Consider the following 17,131-nt stretch of genomic DNA (forward strand, 5'->3'; position numbering starts at 1 on the left):
TCCTCAGGCGATGCGCTTGTCGGATTGCGACTGCGGCGTGCCGGCCGCGGCCTGGCTCAGGCCGCGGATGATGGCGCGCCGGGCGAGTTCGACTTTGAAGCCGTTCTCGGATTGCGGCTGAGCCTGACGGATGACGATGTCGGCGGCGGCCTCGAATGTCTCACGGGTGGCGGGCTTGCCCTTCAGGGAGCTTTCCGCCTCCGCATTGCGCCAGGGCTTGTGCGCGACGCCGCCGAGGGCGAAGCGCGCCTCGGTGATCGTGTCGCCATCGCGCTTCATCACGGCGGCCACCGAGACCAGGGCGAAAGCGTAGGAGAGCCGGTCGCGCAGCTTCAGATAGGTGTGGTGGGCGCCGAAATCCTCGGCCGGCAGATCGACGGACAGCACGATCTCATCGGCCGCGAGGGTGGTGTCCCGCTGCGGCTCGTCCCCCGGCAGGCGGTGGAACTCGCCGAAGGGAATGGTGCGCTCACCCGCCGGCCCGGTGACCCGTACCGTCGCGTTGAGCGCCGACAGGGCCACGCACATGTCGGACGGGTGGGTGGCGATGCACGTGTCGCTCGTGCCGAAGATGGCGTGGATGCGGTTGACCCCGCCGATCGCCTGGCAGCCGGTGCCGGGATCGCGTTTGTTGCAGGGCATCGCGTCGTCATAGAAGTAATAGCAGCGGGTGCGCTGGAGCAGGTTGCCGCCGGTGGTGGCGGCATTGCGCAACTGGCCCGAGGCACCGGCCAGGATCGCGCTCGACAGGAGCGGGTAGCGGCTCTTGATCCGCTCGTCATAGGCCACGGTCGCGTTTGTCACCAGGGCGCCGATGCGAAGTCCCCCATCCTGCTCCTCGATGGCCTCCAAGGGCAGGCGGGTGATGTCGACGAGGCGCTCCGGCCGCTCGACATTGTATTTCATCAGGTCGACGAGGTTGGTGCCGCCGGCGATGAAGCGGGCATTGGCGGCCGAGCCGATGGCCCTCACCGCCTCCTCGACCGTGGTCGGGCGGACGTAATCGAAGCGGTTCATCGGGCGGCTCCCGCGTGCATCACGTCTTCGATGGCGTCGACGATGTTGGTGTAGGCGCCGCAGCGGCAGATGTTACCGCTCATCGCCTCGCGGATTTCTTCGCGGGACCTGGCGTGACCTTCCGCAATCATGCCGGCGGCCGAGCAGAGCTGGCCGGGGGTGCAGTATCCGCACTGGAACGCGTCGCGCTCCACGAAGGCGGCCTGGAGCGGGTGCATCGCGCCGTCCTGGCCGGCATGTCTGGCCAGCCCCTCGACGGTGACGATCTCGGCGCCGTCCTTCATCACGGCGAGTGCGAGACAGGAATTGATGCGCGTGCCGTTCACCAGCACGGTGCAGGCGCCGCATTGGCCGTGGTCGCAGCCCTTCTTGGTGCCGGTGAGGTCGAGCTCCTCGCGCAGCAGATCGAGGAGTGTGGTCCAAGGAGCCACCTGGAGCTCACGGACCTCGCCGTTGATGGTCAGGCTGATGCCGATGGCGGCTGGCGCCCCGGGTGATCCGCTGTCGATGAGCATGGGCATGTCCTGAGGGATCGGGACCGGTGAGATGCCGGCCGGGTTTCTCGAATGGCGATGCGGCCGCGGGGGGAAGATCTTCCGCGCCCCACGCCCGCCCACTCAATAACCGTTCCAAATTGAGCCTGTTCCCCGGTGGGGTGTTTCCGCTGGCGAGAAGGATGTCGGGCGCCACCGGACTGGTTCGAGGCGCCGCCGCCGGATGAGCACCGATTCGCCGGATCTGATAGTTCGAACGGGCGTGCAGGCTCAGCTGCGCCGTCGGCTCAGCGATGCAGATGCCGTCGTCGATATTCCGCAGGCGTTGTCCCGACGCGCCGCATGAAGGCCCGCCGGAGGGTGTCGGCGTCGAGGAAACCGCAGGCGCTCGCGACCTGCTTGAGAACGATTCCGTCCGTTTCCAGAAGACGCCGGACAGCCTCGATCCGGACGTTCTCCACGTAGGCGGCGGGTGTCAGTCCCGTCTCGGTCCGGAACAGGCGTGCGAAATGGCGCGGACTCATCCCCGCACGCGCCGCGAGCTTCTCGACCGCGTGATCCTCCGCGGGATACGCAGCCACCCAGCGCTGCACCTCCTGCAAGGCCGATCGGCCGGCCGGTGCACTGAGCCCGCGTCGGCTGAACTGCATCTGCCCGCCGCCGCGTCGAAAAAACATCACGAGTTGGCTGGCGACCCGGCGCGCGATCTCCGCGCCAAGATCTTCTTCGACGAGCGCCAGCGCGAGGTCCAGTCCCGCGGTGACCCCGGCCGCCGTCCTTAGCGGACCGTCGAAGAGGCAGATCGCATCGGGCTCGACCGACGCCTCGGGGTAGCGCGCCGCCAGCACTTCCGCCACGGCCCAATGCGTCGTCACTCTCCGGCGGTCCAGCAGGCCGGCCTGACCGAGCAGGAACGCCCCGCTGCAGACCGAACCGTAGCGCCGGCACTGCGTCGCGACTTTCGCGAGCCAGTCCAAGAGGCCGCCGTCGACGCCCGTCTCGTGCATGCGAGGCGCTCCCGCGACCAGCAAGGTGTCGAAGCGAGTCGGGTCGGTGCCGGGAGCGACGAGATCCGACACGAGACGCCGTCCCGACGACGTCAGAATCGTATCTGCGGCCGTTCCGACGATGGCGAGATCGTAGACATCCTCGCCGCTTTGGACGTTCGCCTCGGCAAAGACGTCGAGCGGGCCGGCCACGTCGAGCAATTGGACCCCGGGAAGGGCGAGGATGGCGACGAGTCGGGGCACCATTGGGGCTCCGTGGCTGAGGATGCATGAATGATGGCAGAAAATGCCGCTACACGATGATTGATGCCATCAAGGATGTCTCGTAGCTCGTTGGGAGGCTCAGCACAAAGGAAACCCGCTCATGAGCATTCCCACCTCGGCCACCATTCCGGACAGCAAATTAGCCCGTGCCGTCACTGAGTTCGTCCGGGACACGGAAACCGAACTCCTCTTCAATCATTCGAGCCGGGTCTACCAATTCGGCGCCTTGGCAGGCATCCGCCGCGACCTGAGCTTCGACCGCGAACTTCTCTACGCTGGAGCGATGTTCCACGACGTTGGCCTGATGCCGGACCACAGCAGCGCGGAGGAGCGCTTCGAGGTCGACGGCGCCAATGCTGCGCGCGACTTTCTGGCAGCGCACGGAGTACCTGAGGCGGATGTCTATACGGTCTGGACCGCCATCGCGCTGCATACGACGTCGGGCATCCCGGTCCACATGCATCCGGTGGTGGCACTCGTCACGGCCGGCGTCGAGATGGATGTGCTCGGTCTGACCTACGGAGAGTATTCGGACGCCGAGCGTGAGGCGGTTGTGTCGGCTTTCCCTCGGACGCCCGACTTCAAAGAGGATATCATCCAAGCCTTCTACGACGGCATCCGACACAAGCCGGGCACGACGTTCGGCAACGTTAAGGCGGACGTCATCGCCGACAAGGAGCCCCGCTTCCACAAGGGCAACTTCTGCGAATTGATCCGTCGCTCGCGCTGGCCCACCGGCGCCCATGCCCCGGGATGCGGCTGCGCTGATCGTGGCTGAAGCGTGGCCCCTCGCGGCGAGCGGGTACGTTCTCATCCCGTGTCGCACCTGAAGGTCCGATAGTGGCGTCGTTCGGTGAGGGATCGGGTGGGGCGCCGCAAACCGCATCCCGACGAGCGGGGTCCCGGCATATCATTCGTCAGGTGCCGACCATGCGAGCCCAAACGCTCCTCGATGACCGGAACACGGTTCCGGAATCGTGGGCCCCCTCAACCTTCCTGCATGTCGAAAGTCGTTCAGCCCGGTTTGCAGCCCTGAACGGCAATGTCGGTGGTTTGCGCCCACCCATCCCCTCGGCTAACCCTGTCGCCATCCCCGCTTGCCACAAGGACGCGCGATGGCCGCCCTCGACCCGGTTCTCAACGATATCGACCGCGACCTCGACAATGCCCTGGAGCGGCTGTTCGCCTTCCTGCGGATCCCTTCGATCTCCACCGATCCAGCCTATGCCGGGCATTGCCGCGACGCGGCGCAGTGGCTCGAGGGCAATCTGACGGCGCTCGGGTTCGAGACGGCCATCCACGAGACATCACTGCATCCGGTGGTGCTGGCGCATGCGCCGAAACCCGGCAAGCCGCACGTGCTGTTCTACGGCCATTACGACGTGCAGCCGGTGGACCCGCTGAACCTCTGGGCGACACCGCCCTTCGAGCCGCGCATCTCGGTGAACGCCAACGGCGAAAAACAGATCGTGGCGCGCGGCGCCTCGGACGACAAGGGTCAGGTCATGACCTTCGTCGAAGCCTGCCGCGCCTTCATCGCCATGGAGGGCGAGCTACCCTGTGGCGTCACTCTGCTGATCGAGGGCGCCGAGGAGAACGGCTCTCAAGGATTGCCGGAATGGGTCGCGGCCAACCGGGAGAAGCTCGCGGCGGATATTGTCCTCGTCTGTGACACGAGCATGTGGAACCCGACCACGCCGGCCATCACCACGTCGCTGCGGGGCCTCGCCTATTTCGAGGTGAAGGTCACCTGCGCCGACCGTGACCTGCATTCGGGCTTCTTCGGCGGCGCGGCGCGCAACCCGATCCACGTCCTGTCGAAGATCATCGCCGACCTGCACGACGCGGATGGAAGGGTGGCCCTGCCGGGCTTCTACGACGGCGTACGCGAGACGCCCGCGGACATCCTGGAGCAATGGCGCGGGCTCGACTTTACGGCTGACAAGTTCCTCGGCCCCATCGGTCTGTCGGAGCCGGCGGGTGAGCGCGGCCGCATGCTGATCGAGCTGATCCAGTCGCGCCCGGCTTGCGACGTCAACGGCATCATCGGCGGCTATACCGGCGAGGGCACCAAGACGGTCATCGCGGGAGAGGCCAGCGCCAAGGTCTCGTTCCGCCTCGTGGACGACCAGGACCCGGAACAGCTCGCCCGGACCTTCGAGGCCTTCGTGCGCGAAAGAATCCCGTCGGACTGTTCGGTGGAGGTGATCTGCTACAAGGGCAGCCGCGCCATCAGCCTGCCCTTCGACATGCCGGAACTAGACACGGCCCGAGCGGCGCTCGCCGAGGAATGGGGCGTTCCCGCTGTCACCATCGGTGCGGGCGGCTCGATCCCCATCGTTGGCGACTTCAAGCGGCTGCTCGATCGCAACACGCTCCTCATCGGCTTCGGCCTGGATGACGACCGCATCCATTCGCCCAACGAGAAGTACGATCTCAGGAGCTTCCACAAGGGCACGCGCTCCTGGGCGCGCATCCTGGCGGCATTCGGGGCGAAGGAAGCGTAGGCGATAGACTGCCCCATCAACTTCGCGAAGCGGGGCGAGACAGCGCCCCGCTCTCCGCGCGACGTGAGGCGTCAGCCTCGCATCTTCGCGTCGATCCAGCCCCAGAGTGCGCGGATCTCCCCGGCGGCCTGTCCCTGGGGGGCGTATTCGGTGACACCGAGCCCCGCCGCCACGGCGTCCTGGTGGTCGACGCGCTGGACGATCCCCGGTTCTGCCAGGACGCCGAGGCCGCGCAGCTGTGCCGCATAGGCGTCGGTGCGCGCCGAGGGCGGAGGCGGGCATTGATTGAGTACGAGCGCCAAACGGCTCCGCATGCCGAGGCCGACGAGGGCCTGCAAGGTCGGCCGGGCGGCCACGAGGTCGAGCCGCGACGGGCGGACCGGCACCAGGACGAGGTCGGCGGCGCGGAGCGCGGGGGTGGCGCCGGTTGCGGCGCCGGCGGTATCGATCAAGACCAGCGTAGTCCCGTTCTCTGACGTCTGGTCGAGGATGTCGGGCAATTGCCCGATCTCCCAGGCCTGTATGCGGTCGACCGTGATGCCGTTCTGGCGGCGCAGGGCGCCCCATCCCATCAGCGAGCCCTGCGGATCGAGGTCGTAGGCGACGACGCGCTCGCCGGATTCCGCGGCCGCGACGGCGAGCGACGCCGCCAGGGTCGTCTTGCCGGTCCCGCCCTTCTGAACGGCCACGGCCATGACGCGCATCCGCCGGTCTTCGGCGGAGGAGACGGTCGTCACGCCGGGAAGCCGGACGACCTGGGGTGACGATGGGCAAGCATCCGCATTCTCTCCCTCGTTCCGGGGCGACCCGCTCCCACCCGAAGCGGGAAGCGCGGCCGAGCGCTTTCTCCGGGTCTCAGAACCGTCCGCGGCGCTGCGCGTCGAGGCTCCAAGGACCGGCGCCCGCGGCGGCGAGGTAGAGGAAGAGGAAGCAGAACAGAATGGACGCGTCGCCGCCATTGAGGGCCGGGAACGGGCTCTTTGGCGCATGGGCGATGAAATAGGCGAAGGCCATCTGGCCGGAGAGGATGAACGCCACCGGCCGCGTGAACAGGCCGAGGATGATCATCGCACCGCCGACGATTTCGAGGATCGCCGCGAACCAGAAGAGCGTGAACAGGGCCGGTGCGCTGCCGCCGCCCATGCGCACGGGGAACCCGAACAGCTTCTGCGTGCCGTGTTCCAGGAACAGCACCCCGGCGACGATGCGCAGGATGCTGAGGAGCCGGGGGGCCCAGGTGGCCGAGATCGCGTTGAGGTTCATGCGGGCGACAGTCTCCGACGGGGGGGGCGCTTTTACGGCCAAGCCTGCGCAATCAGCACGAAACCGGGGCCTGCGTCGACTCGTCCTGCGCGAAAAAAGGCATCGCGGCCCGATGAGCCGCGATGCCTTTACCAGTTCGCGTCGATGCTGCGCCGGCTACGGCTCCTTGAAGCCGTAATCAGGCACGCCTTCCTCGTTGCCGTAATACTTGTAGGGCAGGAACTTGCCCGAGAGGTTCATCTTCACCCGGTCGCCCTTGTTGTTGGGCTCGCGCTCCATTGTCATGTTGAAGTCGATGGCCGACATGATGCCGTCGCCGAACTCCTCCTGAATCAACTCCTTCCAGGTGGTGCCGTAGACCATCACCAGCTCATAGAACCGGTAGATCAGCGGGTCGGTGGGCGGCATCTGCGCGATGGACCCGCGATAGGGCGCCTCGTTGAGCATCCGCTCTTCGGATTCGGTCAGGCCGAACAGCTCCGCCGCCTTCTTCGCCTGGGCTTTCGGCAGCTTCATCTGCCCCATGCAGGCGGCGGTGATGAGGATCGGCGAGATTCCACCGATCTCGTCCTGGATATGCTTCCAGGTCCAGCCCTTCTCGCGCTTGATGTCGAGAAGCTTTTCCGTGAGGTCTTCGCGCTTCATATGAGTTCTCCGATGGATCGAGACACGGGGGTGAGGGGCGGCGCGTGAGTCTGCGAGGCGCGGATCTACGACGCGGCAGGGACAGCAATCGGCTTCGGCTCGTCCGCACCAGGCCGCACCACGGGCGGGTGGCGCTGGTCGTAGCCGGCGGGCATGGCGTCCCGCAGGCTCTTCGAGCGGCTGACGAGGAAGTCCATCAGGTGGTTGCGCAGGGCGTAATAGCCCGGCGCATGATGGAGGTTCGCGCGCTCGCGGCGCTTGGGCAGCGGGTTCTCGACGATCTCCGCCACCTTGGCCTCGGGACCGTTGGTCATCAGCACGATGCGGTCGGCGAGGTAGATCGACTCGTCGACATCGTGGGTGATCATGAAGACGGTCTGGCCGGTCTCGATGCAGATGCGGCGCACCTCGTCCTGCAGGGTGCCCCGCGTGAGCGCGTCCAGCGCCGAGAACGGCTCGTCCATGAGCAGGATCTTGGGCTCGATGGCGAGTGCCCTGGCGATGCCGACACGCTGCTTCATGCCGCCCGAGAGTTCGGACGGGCGCTTATGCTCCGAGCCGGCGAGGCCCACTGTGGCGATGGCCTTGCGGGCACGCTCCTCCACCTCGGCGCGGGACGCCTTGCGCCAGCGCGAGGAAACCGCATAGGCGACGTTGCCGAGCACCGTTCGCCAGGGCAGCAGGGCGTGGCCCTGGAAGATCACGGCCCGGTCGAGGCTGGTTCCCTCGATCGCCTGCCCGTCGACGATGACGACGCCCTCGCTCGGCGCCTCCAGCCCGGCCAGGATGTTGAGCACCGTGGTCTTGCCGCAGCCGGAATGGCCGATCATGCAGACGAACTCGCCCCGCCGCATGGGCAGCCACAGGTTCTCGAACACGGTGTTCTGCTTGCCGCCGGGCGCGGGATAGCGCCGGGCGATCCCCTCGATGGAGATGAACTTTTCGGAGGACGACATGCGGCTGGTCCCGGCGGCGGGGTCGGGAGCGGCACTTGCGAAGCGCCGCGCGAAGGGAATGAGCTTGCTCATGGGCGCGACCTCACTCGGGGAAGGTGACGAGACGCTGCGCGCGCGCCAGCAGCTGATCGAGGATCATGCCCACGAGGCCGATGACCAGGATCGAGACGATCACATTGGTGATCGAAAGGTTGTTCCATTCGTTCCAGACGAAGTAGCCGATGCCGGTTCCACCCACGAGCATCTCGGCCGCTACGATGACGAGCCAGGCGATGCCGATGGAGATGCGCATGCCGGTGAGGATGGTGGGCGCGGCCGCCGGCAGGATCACCGTGAAGGCGCGCCGGATGGGCCCGACCTCCAGGGTCCGGGCGACGTTCAGCCATTCCTTGCGCGTTCCGGCAACGCCGAAGGCGGTGTTGATCAGCATCGGCCAGAGCGAGCAGATGAAGATCACGAAGATCGCCGACAGGCTCGAATCCTTGATCGTGTAGAGGGCGAGCGGCATCCAGGCGAGCGGTGAGACCGGCTTCAAAAGCTGGATGAAGGGGTCGAGCGCCCGGCCCATCAGCGGCGACATGCCGATGAGGAAGCCGATGGGGATGGCCACCAGCACCGCGAGGCCGTAGCCCAGCGCCACCCGGCCGATGGAATAGGCGAGCTGGATGCCGAGCCCCTTGTCGTTCGGGCCACGGTCGTAGAACGGGTCCCTGAGGTGCTTCCAGGCGGTGGCGGCGACGTCGAGCGGACCCGGCATCGCCGATTTGCCGGTGGTGGCGCTCGCACCCATGAGGGCCGCGTATTCCGGGTCCATCGCCTCGGTCTTGGCGACCCCGCCCACCGCGATCTGCCAGAGCAGCAGGAAGGCGGCGAGGACGGCCAGGGAGACGATGCCGGCGCGGAGCGAGAGGGAGGCCTTCATGGCTCAGCCCGCCCGCTTGATCGAGAAGGAGTTCAGGTACTCCTCGGGTTTGGCCGGATCGAAGACCTTGCCCATCACCGAGAAGGATTTCGACGTGGCGGTCGGCGGAGTGAGGCCGGCCTCCTTCATCAGTCTCGCGGCGTCGGTGGCAAGATAGACCTTCTCGGCCACCGCCTTGTAATCGACATCGCCCTTGATCTGACCCCAGCGCTTCATCTGCGTCATGATCCAGACCGCGAAGGACGACCACGGGAAGGCGTCGAAATCGACGCGGTCCGGCACCTTGCGGACGTTGCCCAGGCCGTCGGCGAAGGTTCCGGTGAGCACCTGCTCCACCACCGTCACCGGCTGGTTGAGGTAGTTGGCTGGCGCGATCTGCGCGGCGATCTCCTTGCGGTTCTCGATCTTCGAGGCATAGGCCGTCGCCTCGATCACCGCGCGGAGCAGGGCGGCGTAGGTGTTCGGGGTCTGGGTGACGAAATCCTGCGAGGCCGCGAAGGCGCAGCACGGGTGCCGGTCCCAGATCTCCTTCGACAGGATGTGGATGAAGCCGACGCCGTCATAGACCGCGCGCTGGTTGACCGGGTCGGGGGCGAGGAACCCGTCGATGTTGTCGGCCCGCAGGTTGGCGACCATGTCCGGCGGCGGGACGGCGCGGATCTGCACGTCGGTGTCGGGGTCGATCCCGGCTTCCGCGAGGTAGTAGCGCAGCAGGTAATTGTGCATCGAATAGTCGAAGGGCACCGCGAGCTTGAAGCCCTTCCAGCTCTTCGGGTCGCGCCTGTCCTTGTGCTTCATCGCCAGTGTGATTGCCTGGCCGTTGACGTTCTCGACCGCCGGCATCGTGTAGGGGACGGGGTTCGATCCGACGCCGAGGGAGATGGCGATGGGCATCGGCGCCAGCATGTGGGCGGCGTCGTATTCCTTGTTCAGGGTCTTGTCGCGGATCACCGCCCAGCCGGCGGTCTTCACCACCTCCACGTTCAGCCCCTGCTTCTCGTAGAAGCCCATGGGTTTCGCCATGATGATCGGAGTGGCGCAGGTGATCGGGATGAAGCCGACCTTGAGATCAGTCTTCTCGGGCTTCGCCCCTTGCGCGAAGGCCTCCGCCACGAATTTCGTGGGCAAGAACTGGCTCACGGCAGCCAGCGCCGTCGCCGCGCCGACACTCCTGAGGAACGCGCGCCGCTGGGCATCCTCGGGGAACAGGGCCCGCATCACCGCGCCTTCGACGGCCCGGGTGATCGCGGCGTCGCCGGACGGAGCTTCGGCATCGTGCGCGGCTTGATCGCGATGGTTTCCGCAGGAGCAGCCCCCGCGCTTCAAGGTCAGCCGGGCGTTGAACGGATCGTCGAAGAGCGCCATGTCGCGGACCTTTCTGCGGAGACTGTCTCTTCATGGCAAAAGCTGTGCCAGCCGCCATCTCAACAAAAAGCAAAACCGGAACAATGGTTTGAGAGATAGACGAACATTACGAAATATCGTCGATTACGGTTTTTCGTGACGCATGCTACGAGATATCGTGATGGAAAACTCAGTCGCGCCGCCTGCTTCGGCCTATGGCCCCGCCTTCGACAGGGCGGCGGAGGCGATGCTGGTGCTCGATCCGGTGGCCGACGAGATCCGGGACGCCAACCCAGCCGCCGCGCGGCTGCTCGGCTACGATCCCGATGTCCTGCGGGGCATGCGCGTCACCGGCCTTCATCCCGACCAGGTGCCGACGCTGATCGTCTTCACCCAGGCCGTGCAGGCGCGGGGGCGCGACTGGACTCACGCCCTCTCGCCGAGGCACGCGGAGGGGCACGGCCTCCATGTGGAATATAGCGGGACGATCCTGCCGGGCGAGCCGGCGCTCCTCCTCGTCAGCCTTTTCGACCTCGACGAGCGACGCCGCCGCCTCGTGGATACGGAGGCCGATGCGCATATGCGCGCCGGCCTGACCGAGTGGCAGCGGATGGAGCGGATCTTTCGCGATATCGAGCGAGAAAACCAGCTGATCCTGCGCGCGGCCGGCGAGGGCATCTACGGGGTCAATGCCGAAGGCATCACCACCTTCATCAACCCGGCGGCGGAGCGCATGCTGGGCTGGGACGCCGCCGACCTCGTCGGGCGCGACATGCATGCCACCGTCCATCACAGCCACCCGGATGGCTGCCATTACCCGCATCAGGATTGCCCGATCTATGCCGCCTTCCGCGATGGGGCCGTGCATCAGGTGGATACCGAGGTGTTCTGGCGCCGAGACGGCACCCCGATCTTCGTGGAATACACGTCGACGCCGATCCGCGACCGGGGCCGGCTCCTCGGCGCGGTCATCGTGTTCCGCGACATCAGCCAGCGGCGGGAGGCCGACGAGCGCCTGCGCCAGGCCCTGGCGGAGGTCGATTCCCTGCGCCAGCGCCTGGAACTCGAGAACGCCTATCTGCGCGAGGAAATCCGCGAGGGGGGGCACCACCAGGGCATCATCGGCCGTTCTCCGGCCATCGAAGCGACCCTCCGCCAGATCGACCTCGTGGCCGGCACCGACGCCACCGTCCTCGTCACCGGCGAATCCGGCACAGGGAAGGAGCTCATCGCCCGCGCCATCCACGAAGCGAGCCACCGCCGGGACCGGCCGCTGATCCGGGTGAATTGCGCGGCGATCCCGCGTGAACTGTTCGAAAGCGAGTTCTTCGGCCACGCAAGGGGCGCCTTCACCGGGGCTCTGCGCGACCGGGTCGGGCGATTCGAACTCGCCGATGGCGGCACCCTGTTCCTCGACGAGGTCGGCGAAATCCCCATCGACCTGCAGGGCAAGCTCCTGCGGGTGCTGCAGGAGCGGCAATTCGAGCGGATCGGCGAGGAACGGACCCGCCTCGTCGACGTCCGTCTCGTGGCCGCCACCAACCGCGACCTCAAGGCCGAGGTGAAGCGGGGGCGCTTTCGCGAGGATCTCTATTTCCGCCTCAACGTCTTTCCCATCGCGGCTGTGCCTCTGCGCGAGCGGCCGGAGGATATTCCCCTCATCGCCCAGCACTTCCTGAAGGGCGTGGCCCGACGCCTCGCCATGCCCGACCTGCGTCTCACGGAAGGCGATGTCCGCCGCCTCGCGCGCTACGACTGGCCCGGAAATGTCCGCGAGCTGGAGAACATCGTCGAGCGGGCGGCGATCCTGGCCGTGCGCGGGCGGTTGCGGTTCGACCTGCCCGAGGCCGAGAGCCCTGGTCCCGTCGAGGGTAGGCGCCCGCAGGGTGAGGTCTCACCTGGCCTCACCCCCGCCACCGAGGCCGAGCGAAGGGCGCGCGACCGGGCCGATATCTCCGCCGCCCTGGTCTTGAGCAAGGGCCGCGTCTTCGGGGCCGGAGGGGCGGCCGAACTGCTCGGCGTCAAGCCGACGACGCTCGCCTCCCGCATCAAAGTGCATGGCCTGACGGGTGTAGGCCGCTCTAACGACAAAGCTCGGTTCTAGTCGATCAACTCGTCCTGCGTGTATCTCGGATGGTCCAAGTTGTTGATGTAGGATATTGAATCGAATTTTCTCGATTGTGAAAGCTTCGCTTGAAGAGTCGCCAGCATAAAAGTGCTCAACACAAAAAGGGATGTGATGAGCGAGAGGCGGTCGGAGGCGCGATACAAGGTCATCCTGCCGGCTCTTTGCTGGGGGCGGCATCGGCAGAATTTTTATGCGGTCACCGACGATCTCTCCTCGGACGGCATTCGTTTCAAGTCATCGGTCGTACCCGCCGTCGATGAGCGATTGACCTGCAGTATCCGCCATGCCGGATCCCTCGAAGCCATCGTCGTGCGAGCAGAGGCCGCTTCCTTCGCCATCCGCGTGCTCAGCGCCGACCATCCCCTCGGGCTGGTGGTGCAGAGCCTCCTCAGCGTCGCCAAATCGCAGAATCCACAGCCCCTGGTGACACGCATCCATCCGCGTATCGTGCCGGAGATCCAGGACGTGCTGGTCACGACCGAGGCCGGATCGATGCTTCCCGGCCGTGTCATCAACATCTCGGCATCGGGTGTGGCCGTTTCCATGGAGGAGCCCCTCGACGTCGGCACGCTGATCGTCATCGGAAACACCAGAGCCAAGGTCGCCCGTCGGTTCGACAACGGCATCGGCGCGTCCTTTCTCTCGCCGCTCCAGGCAGGCGCGGTGGGCCCGCATATCGTGCTCTGATCGCGGTCTCAGGGCTGTGCGGCGGCGCCGTTCGACCAGGGTGCCGCCGCGAACCGGCTTGTCAGGAAGGCGATGAGCGCAAGCACGCGGGCCGGGCGCGGGTCTCCCGGCGGCGTGACCAGATGCAGGGCGATGGGCGGAAGCTCCCATCCATGCAGCACCCGTTCGAGCCGCCCGGCCCGAAGATCCTCCCAGACCATGAAATCCGGCTGGACGGCGAGGCCGAGCCCGGCGCGAAGGGCGGGAGTCAGGGCGTCGGCATTGTTGGCCCGCAGCGGCCCGGCGGGAAGGATGACCGCCTCCTCGCCCTCGCGGCTGGTGAAGATCCAGCGGTCCGGGCTCGGCAGGTAGGCGTAGCCGAGGCAGGCATGGCGGGCGAGATCGCGCGGATGGTCCGGCCTGCCATGCCGGTCGAGATAATCCGGCGACGCAACGAGGGCGCGGTTCACAAGGCAGAGGCGCCGCGCCCGCAGGGAGGAATCCGCCAGCGCGGCGATGCGCAGGCCGATATCGAAGCCCCCACCCACGAGATCCACGAGGGCATCGCTGAAATGGAGGTCCACCGAGACCTCCGGATACTGGCTCAGGAAATCCGGAAGGATCGGGGCCACATGGAGGATTCCGAACGACATGGGGGCGGCCAGCCTCACCATGCCGCGCGGAACCGATGACGAGGCCGTGGCCTGGGCTTCCGCCGCCTCACCCTCCGCGAGGATGCGCGCGGCGCCGTCCCGCGCCGCATGGCCCATCTCCGTCAGGGCGATCTTGCGCGAGGTCCGGTGGAACAGGCGGCTACCGATCCGGGCTTCGAGGCGGGTGATCGCCTTCGAGACCGTGGCCTTCGACAGCCCGAGTTCATCCGCCGCCCGCCCGAAGGACCCTCTCTCGGCAACCTTCGCGAAGATCGCCCAGGCTTCGAAATCCGGCAGTTTCATAGGCGCATTTCCAGAAACGATAGGTTTCCATCGTTTCTGTTTTTATGCGGCATGCCAAGCCCCAGATTGTCGTCATCACGAAGCGGCGCGGTGGCCATCCACCGGCCAGCGCGTCCGGGAGACACGATCATGTCCGATAACGGCCTGCACCACGTCACCGCCTATGCCGGCGACATCCAGCGCAACCTCGATTTCTATCGCCGCGTTCTTGGCCTGCGCCTGGTGAAGAAGACCGTCAATTTCGACGATCCCTCGACCTATCACCTCTATTACGGCGACGATGCCGGCCGCCCCGGCACGATCCTGACGTTCTTTCCCGTCGCCCATGCCGCGCGGGGACGGGTCGGGATCGGCGAGACGCAGGAGACCGCCTTCCGCGTTCCCCGCGCCTCCATCGGCTGGTGGACCCACCGGCTGATCGAGAAGGGCGTCGACCACGACGCGCTGGTCCAGCTCTTCGGCGAGCCGGTCCTTCGCCTGCGCGATCCCGACGGGATGGTGCTGGCCCTGGTCGGGGTCGACGAGGCCACCGAGGGGGCGCCTTCCTGGACCGGTGCCGAGGTTCCGGCCGAGCACGCCATCCGGGGCTTCCACGGCGTCACCCTGCTCCTCAAAGAGGCGGAGCCGACGGCGCGGATCCTCACCGGGGTGTTCGGCTTCTCCGAGGCCGGGCGCGACGGGGCGATGACCCGCTACGACAATGGCGGCGCTCTCGGCGGGTTCGTCACCCTCCGGGCGGTGGGCGAGTTCCTGCGCGGCCGGCCCGGTGCCGGCTCGGTCCATCACATCGCCTTCCGGGCGAAGGACGATGCCGAGCAGGCCGCCATAGTGGCCGATCTCACCGGCACCCATGGCCTGCAGGTGACCGAGCAGCGGGACCGCGCCTATTTCCGCTCGGTCTACTTCCGCGAGCCCGGCGGCGTGCTGTTCGAGATCGCCACCGACATCCCGGGCTTTGCCGTCGACGAGCCGGCCGAGACGCTGGGCGAGGCGCTCAAGCTCCCCGCCTTCCTCGAAGCGCACCGTGCGCGGATCGAGGAGGTTCTCCCCGTCATCGCCTGACACGGCCGCCCCTCCGCGAGGAGGGGCGGTTCCCACGCACTTTTCGCGAGGCCGTCATGACCAAGCTGTCCTTCACTCACCGTTTCGAGCCCGCGACCGTGGTCGGCTCGCCTCCGCTCCTCCTGCTCCACGGCACCGGCGGCGATGAGAGCGACCTGCTGCCCCTGGGTCGCGCCGTCTCGCCGGGCTCCGCCCTGCTGTCGCCGCGCGGACCCGTCCTGGAGAACGGCATGCCGCGCTTCTTCCGGCGTCTCGCCGAGGGGGTCTTCGACGAGGCCGACCTCCGGCGCCGTGCGCGGGACCTCGCGGATTTCATCGCGGAGGCCCGTGAGGCCTATGGAATCGCGGCCCCGGTGGCGCTCGGCTTCTCCAACGGCGCCAACATCGCCGCCGCCCTTCTCCTGCTCCATCCGGGCGTGCTGGCGGGAGCGGCGCTGCTCCGGCCGATGATGCCGCTCGCGGAGCCGCCCGTTCCCGACCTGACCGGCACGCCCGTGCTGATGCTGTCGGGCATGGCCGATCCGATCGTGCCGGCCGAGAACGCCGCGCGTCTCGCCGGAATCCTCGGCCGGGCCGGGGCGGATGTGGCGCACGACATCCAGCCGGCCGGGCACGGGCTCGGCCAGGCCGACGTCACGGCGGTTCAGGCGTGGATGGCCCGGATGGTCGAGGGAGAGCGCGCGGAAGCGAGGCTGCTTCGGTAGACCGCCTCGATCCCGTCGAGATGCCGGTCGAGGGTCAGCGGATCGGCCCAGAACAGGTCGTAGGCCGCATCCGACATCCGGCGCGCCTCCGCGTCGTCGGAGAGACGCATGAGGGCGGCGGCGAGGGACTCCGGTTTGCCGGACGCGAACCAGAGACCGTTGACGCCGTCCTCCACCGCTTCCCGTCCGGCGCAGATGTCGCTGACGATCACCGGCGTCCCCGCCGCCAGGGATTCGAGCACGGTGAGGGGCTGGCCCTCGTACCAGACCGAGGGGAAGACGAGGGCGCGGGCCGCGCGCATCAGCGCCTTGACCTCGGCCGGGTTCTTCCAGCCGAGGAAGCGGGCCTCCGGATAGTCCAACTCCAGTTGCGCCCGCTGCGGACCGTCGCCGATGAAGACGGCCGTCTGCCCGGCGAGGCGGGCGGCCTCGGCGAAGACGTTCGCGCCCTTCTCGGGCGAGACCCGCCCGACGAAGACGATGTCGCCCAGGGGCCGATCCGCTTTCCGCCCGAGGGGCTCCGCGTCCACCGGGTTGGAGACCTCGAAATAGCGCGTCCGTTTCGGCAGGTAGGGGGCGAGAACGGTCTTCTGAAGCCGGCTGATGGTGATGACGGTGGCCGCGCTGCCCACCAGCCCCGACCCCCGCATCAACGCATGGCGGCCGACCCGCATCAGTTTGCGGGCATAGCTCCGGGAATCGCAATTGTAGGCGATGCAGGCGGGCGAGAGCGGAGTGCGGTGGCAGGCGGCCGAGATCGGGTAATCGTAGAAGCCGCCATTGGGGCAGGCGAGATAGTATTCGTGCATGGTGAACACCACCGGCACCCTCGTCGCCTTGAGCACCGGCCCGATGGAGGGCGACAGGGCCTTGGCCCAGCCATGGACGTGGACGACGCTGTCTTCCGGATCGTAGCCGGAGAGAAGCGCTTGGAGGCGAAGCGCCGCCGGCCGGTTCCAAAGCCATTGCACGCCGAAACTGGCGAGCGAGGTCGTGAGCGCCACGTCGGTCTGGCCAAGCACGATCACCTCGATACCGGCGGCCGCCAGACGCGGATCGGCCGGGCCGACGGCTGCGAAGAACACGACCCGGTGGCCGCGTCCCGCGAGGCCGAGGGCGCTCTCGATAGCGACCTTCGCCTGCCCACCGTTGATGAAGGCGTGATCGGCGACGATGATGACATTCATGACCGCATC

At 67.2% G+C, this 17,131-nt stretch carries 17 protein-coding genes; 6 read left to right on the forward strand and 11 right to left on the reverse strand.

Features of this window, described 5'->3' with window-relative positions; translation table 11 throughout:
• Positions 1 to 3: 3 nt before the first annotated feature.
• The 3 genes from ACYQR9_RS06980 to ACYQR9_RS06990 form a co-directional block, all read right to left on the reverse strand.
• Positions 4 to 1,017, reverse strand: a complete 1,014-nt coding sequence (locus ACYQR9_RS06980; RefSeq protein ID WP_461229146.1) for an FAD binding domain-containing protein — start codon at positions 1,015 to 1,017, stop codon at positions 4 to 6.
• Positions 1,014 to 1,532: a (2Fe-2S)-binding protein gene (locus tag ACYQR9_RS06985; protein WP_311275859.1), complete on the reverse strand. Its 519-nt coding sequence runs from the start codon at positions 1,530 to 1,532 to the stop codon at positions 1,014 to 1,016. The genes ACYQR9_RS06980 and ACYQR9_RS06985 overlap by 4 nt, the downstream gene beginning before the upstream one ends.
• A gap of 266 nt (positions 1,533 to 1,798) precedes the next feature.
• The gene (locus tag ACYQR9_RS06990; RefSeq protein WP_461229147.1) at positions 1,799 to 2,764 is read right to left on the reverse strand and encodes a GlxA family transcriptional regulator; all 966 of its coding nucleotides are present in this window, start codon (positions 2,762 to 2,764) and stop codon (positions 1,799 to 1,801) included.
• A gap of 118 nt (positions 2,765 to 2,882) precedes the next feature.
• Between ACYQR9_RS06990 and ACYQR9_RS06995 the strand changes: the two genes are divergently transcribed.
• Positions 2,883 to 3,560 (forward strand): HD domain-containing protein, encoded by a 678-nt coding sequence (locus tag ACYQR9_RS06995; RefSeq protein WP_461229148.1) that lies wholly within the window; start codon positions 2,883 to 2,885, stop codon positions 3,558 to 3,560.
• 337 nt (positions 3,561 to 3,897) lie between these two features.
• On the forward strand, positions 3,898 to 5,289 hold the full coding sequence (locus ACYQR9_RS07000) for a dipeptidase (RefSeq protein ID WP_461229149.1): 1,392 nt from the start codon (positions 3,898 to 3,900) through the stop codon (positions 5,287 to 5,289).
• 71 nt (positions 5,290 to 5,360) lie between these two features.
• Here ACYQR9_RS07000 and ACYQR9_RS07005 read toward each other — a convergent pair whose 3' ends face one another.
• The 6 genes from ACYQR9_RS07005 to ACYQR9_RS07030 form a co-directional block, all read right to left on the reverse strand.
• Positions 5,361 to 5,993, reverse strand: coding sequence for a nucleotide-binding protein (locus ACYQR9_RS07005; RefSeq protein WP_311275958.1), 633 nt, complete (start codon positions 5,991 to 5,993; stop codon positions 5,361 to 5,363).
• A 151-nt stretch (positions 5,994 to 6,144) separates the two neighbouring features.
• Positions 6,145 to 6,552 carry a DoxX family protein gene (locus ACYQR9_RS07010; RefSeq protein ID WP_056427822.1) on the reverse strand — a complete coding sequence of 136 codons (408 nt, stop codon included), beginning with the start codon at positions 6,550 to 6,552 and terminating at the stop codon, positions 6,145 to 6,147.
• Positions 6,553 to 6,708: 156 nt separating this feature from the next.
• Complete coding sequence (gene cynS / locus ACYQR9_RS07015) at positions 6,709 to 7,197, reverse strand: cyanase (protein WP_056427819.1); 489 nt, start codon at positions 7,195 to 7,197, stop codon at positions 6,709 to 6,711.
• A 65-nt stretch (positions 7,198 to 7,262) separates the two neighbouring features.
• Entirely contained in the window at positions 7,263 to 8,225 is a 963-nt protein-coding gene (locus tag ACYQR9_RS07020) for an ABC transporter ATP-binding protein (RefSeq protein WP_311275855.1), read from the reverse strand.
• Positions 8,226 to 8,235: 10 nt separating this feature from the next.
• On the reverse strand, positions 8,236 to 9,075 hold the full coding sequence (gene ntrB / locus ACYQR9_RS07025) for a nitrate ABC transporter permease (protein ID WP_056147646.1): 840 nt from the start codon (positions 9,073 to 9,075) through the stop codon (positions 8,236 to 8,238).
• A 3-nt stretch (positions 9,076 to 9,078) separates the two neighbouring features.
• Complete coding sequence (locus tag ACYQR9_RS07030; RefSeq protein WP_461229150.1) at positions 9,079 to 10,440, reverse strand: CmpA/NrtA family ABC transporter substrate-binding protein; 1,362 nt, start codon at positions 10,438 to 10,440, stop codon at positions 9,079 to 9,081.
• Positions 10,441 to 10,600: 160 nt separating this feature from the next.
• Here ACYQR9_RS07030 and ACYQR9_RS07035 point away from each other — a divergent pair, with 160 nt between their 5' ends.
• Together ACYQR9_RS07035 and ACYQR9_RS07040 are read left to right on the forward strand one after the other, a co-directional pair.
• Entirely contained in the window at positions 10,601 to 12,523 is a 1,923-nt protein-coding gene (locus ACYQR9_RS07035; protein ID WP_461229151.1) for a sigma-54 interaction domain-containing protein, read from the forward strand.
• A 135-nt stretch (positions 12,524 to 12,658) separates the two neighbouring features.
• Positions 12,659 to 13,234: a PilZ domain-containing protein gene (locus ACYQR9_RS07040; RefSeq protein WP_461229152.1), complete on the forward strand. Its 576-nt coding sequence runs from the start codon at positions 12,659 to 12,661 to the stop codon at positions 13,232 to 13,234.
• 8 nt (positions 13,235 to 13,242) lie between these two features.
• Here ACYQR9_RS07040 and ACYQR9_RS07045 read toward each other — a convergent pair whose 3' ends face one another.
• Positions 13,243 to 14,169 (reverse strand): LysR family transcriptional regulator, encoded by a 927-nt coding sequence (locus tag ACYQR9_RS07045; protein WP_207413014.1) that lies wholly within the window; start codon positions 14,167 to 14,169, stop codon positions 13,243 to 13,245.
• 129 nt (positions 14,170 to 14,298) lie between these two features.
• On the opposite strand from ACYQR9_RS07045, the gene ACYQR9_RS07050 reads away from it, so the two are divergent.
• Together ACYQR9_RS07050 and ACYQR9_RS07055 are read left to right on the forward strand one after the other, a co-directional pair.
• Entirely contained in the window at positions 14,299 to 15,231 is a 933-nt protein-coding gene (locus ACYQR9_RS07050) for a ring-cleaving dioxygenase (RefSeq protein WP_461229153.1), read from the forward strand.
• Positions 15,232 to 15,287: 56 nt separating this feature from the next.
• A complete protein-coding gene (locus ACYQR9_RS07055) occupies positions 15,288 to 15,935 on the forward strand; it encodes an alpha/beta hydrolase (RefSeq protein ID WP_207413016.1) in 648 nt (215 codons plus the stop codon).
• Here the strand turns inward: ACYQR9_RS07055 and ACYQR9_RS07060 are convergent.
• Positions 15,875 to 17,122 carry a glycosyltransferase family 4 protein gene (locus tag ACYQR9_RS07060; protein ID WP_207413017.1) on the reverse strand — a complete coding sequence of 416 codons (1,248 nt, stop codon included), beginning with the start codon at positions 17,120 to 17,122 and terminating at the stop codon, positions 15,875 to 15,877. The genes ACYQR9_RS07055 and ACYQR9_RS07060 overlap by 61 nt on opposite strands.
• Between the last annotated feature and the right edge of the window lie 9 nt (positions 17,123 to 17,131).

This window comes from Methylobacterium sp. CM6241 (genome assembly GCF_054817845.1).

Excerpts from the sequence above, each read along its gene's own strand:
- ACYQR9_RS06980 (WP_461229146.1), bottom strand. The coding sequence starts at position 1,017 with ATGAACCGCTTCGATTACGTCCGCCCGACCACGGTCGAGGAGGCGGTG.
- ACYQR9_RS06985 (WP_311275859.1), bottom strand. The coding sequence starts at position 1,532 with ATGCTCATCGACAGCGGATCACCCGGGGCGCCAGCCGCCATCGGCATC.
- ACYQR9_RS06990 (WP_461229147.1), bottom strand. The coding sequence starts at position 2,764 with ATGGTGCCCCGACTCGTCGCCATCCTCGCCCTTCCCGGGGTCCAATTG.
- ACYQR9_RS06995 (WP_461229148.1), top strand. The coding sequence starts at position 2,883 with ATGAGCATTCCCACCTCGGCCACCATTCCGGACAGCAAATTAGCCCGT.
- ACYQR9_RS07000 (WP_461229149.1), top strand. The coding sequence starts at position 3,898 with ATGGCCGCCCTCGACCCGGTTCTCAACGATATCGACCGCGACCTCGAC.
- ACYQR9_RS07005 (WP_311275958.1), bottom strand. The coding sequence starts at position 5,993 with ATGCGCGTCATGGCCGTGGCCGTTCAGAAGGGCGGGACCGGCAAGACG.
- ACYQR9_RS07010 (WP_056427822.1), bottom strand. The coding sequence starts at position 6,552 with ATGAACCTCAACGCGATCTCGGCCACCTGGGCCCCCCGGCTCCTCAGC.
- cynS (WP_056427819.1), bottom strand. The coding sequence starts at position 7,197 with ATGAAGCGCGAAGACCTCACGGAAAAGCTTCTCGACATCAAGCGCGAG.
- ACYQR9_RS07020 (WP_311275855.1), bottom strand. The coding sequence starts at position 8,225 with ATGAGCAAGCTCATTCCCTTCGCGCGGCGCTTCGCAAGTGCCGCTCCC.
- ntrB (WP_056147646.1), bottom strand. The coding sequence starts at position 9,075 with ATGAAGGCCTCCCTCTCGCTCCGCGCCGGCATCGTCTCCCTGGCCGTC.
- ACYQR9_RS07030 (WP_461229150.1), bottom strand. The coding sequence starts at position 10,440 with ATGGCGCTCTTCGACGATCCGTTCAACGCCCGGCTGACCTTGAAGCGC.
- ACYQR9_RS07035 (WP_461229151.1), top strand. The coding sequence starts at position 10,601 with ATGGAAAACTCAGTCGCGCCGCCTGCTTCGGCCTATGGCCCCGCCTTC.
- ACYQR9_RS07040 (WP_461229152.1), top strand. The coding sequence starts at position 12,659 with ATGAGCGAGAGGCGGTCGGAGGCGCGATACAAGGTCATCCTGCCGGCT.
- ACYQR9_RS07045 (WP_207413014.1), bottom strand. The coding sequence starts at position 14,169 with ATGAAACTGCCGGATTTCGAAGCCTGGGCGATCTTCGCGAAGGTTGCC.
- ACYQR9_RS07050 (WP_461229153.1), top strand. The coding sequence starts at position 14,299 with ATGTCCGATAACGGCCTGCACCACGTCACCGCCTATGCCGGCGACATC.
- ACYQR9_RS07055 (WP_207413016.1), top strand. The coding sequence starts at position 15,288 with ATGACCAAGCTGTCCTTCACTCACCGTTTCGAGCCCGCGACCGTGGTC.
- ACYQR9_RS07060 (WP_207413017.1), bottom strand. The coding sequence starts at position 17,122 with ATGAATGTCATCATCGTCGCCGATCACGCCTTCATCAACGGTGGGCAG.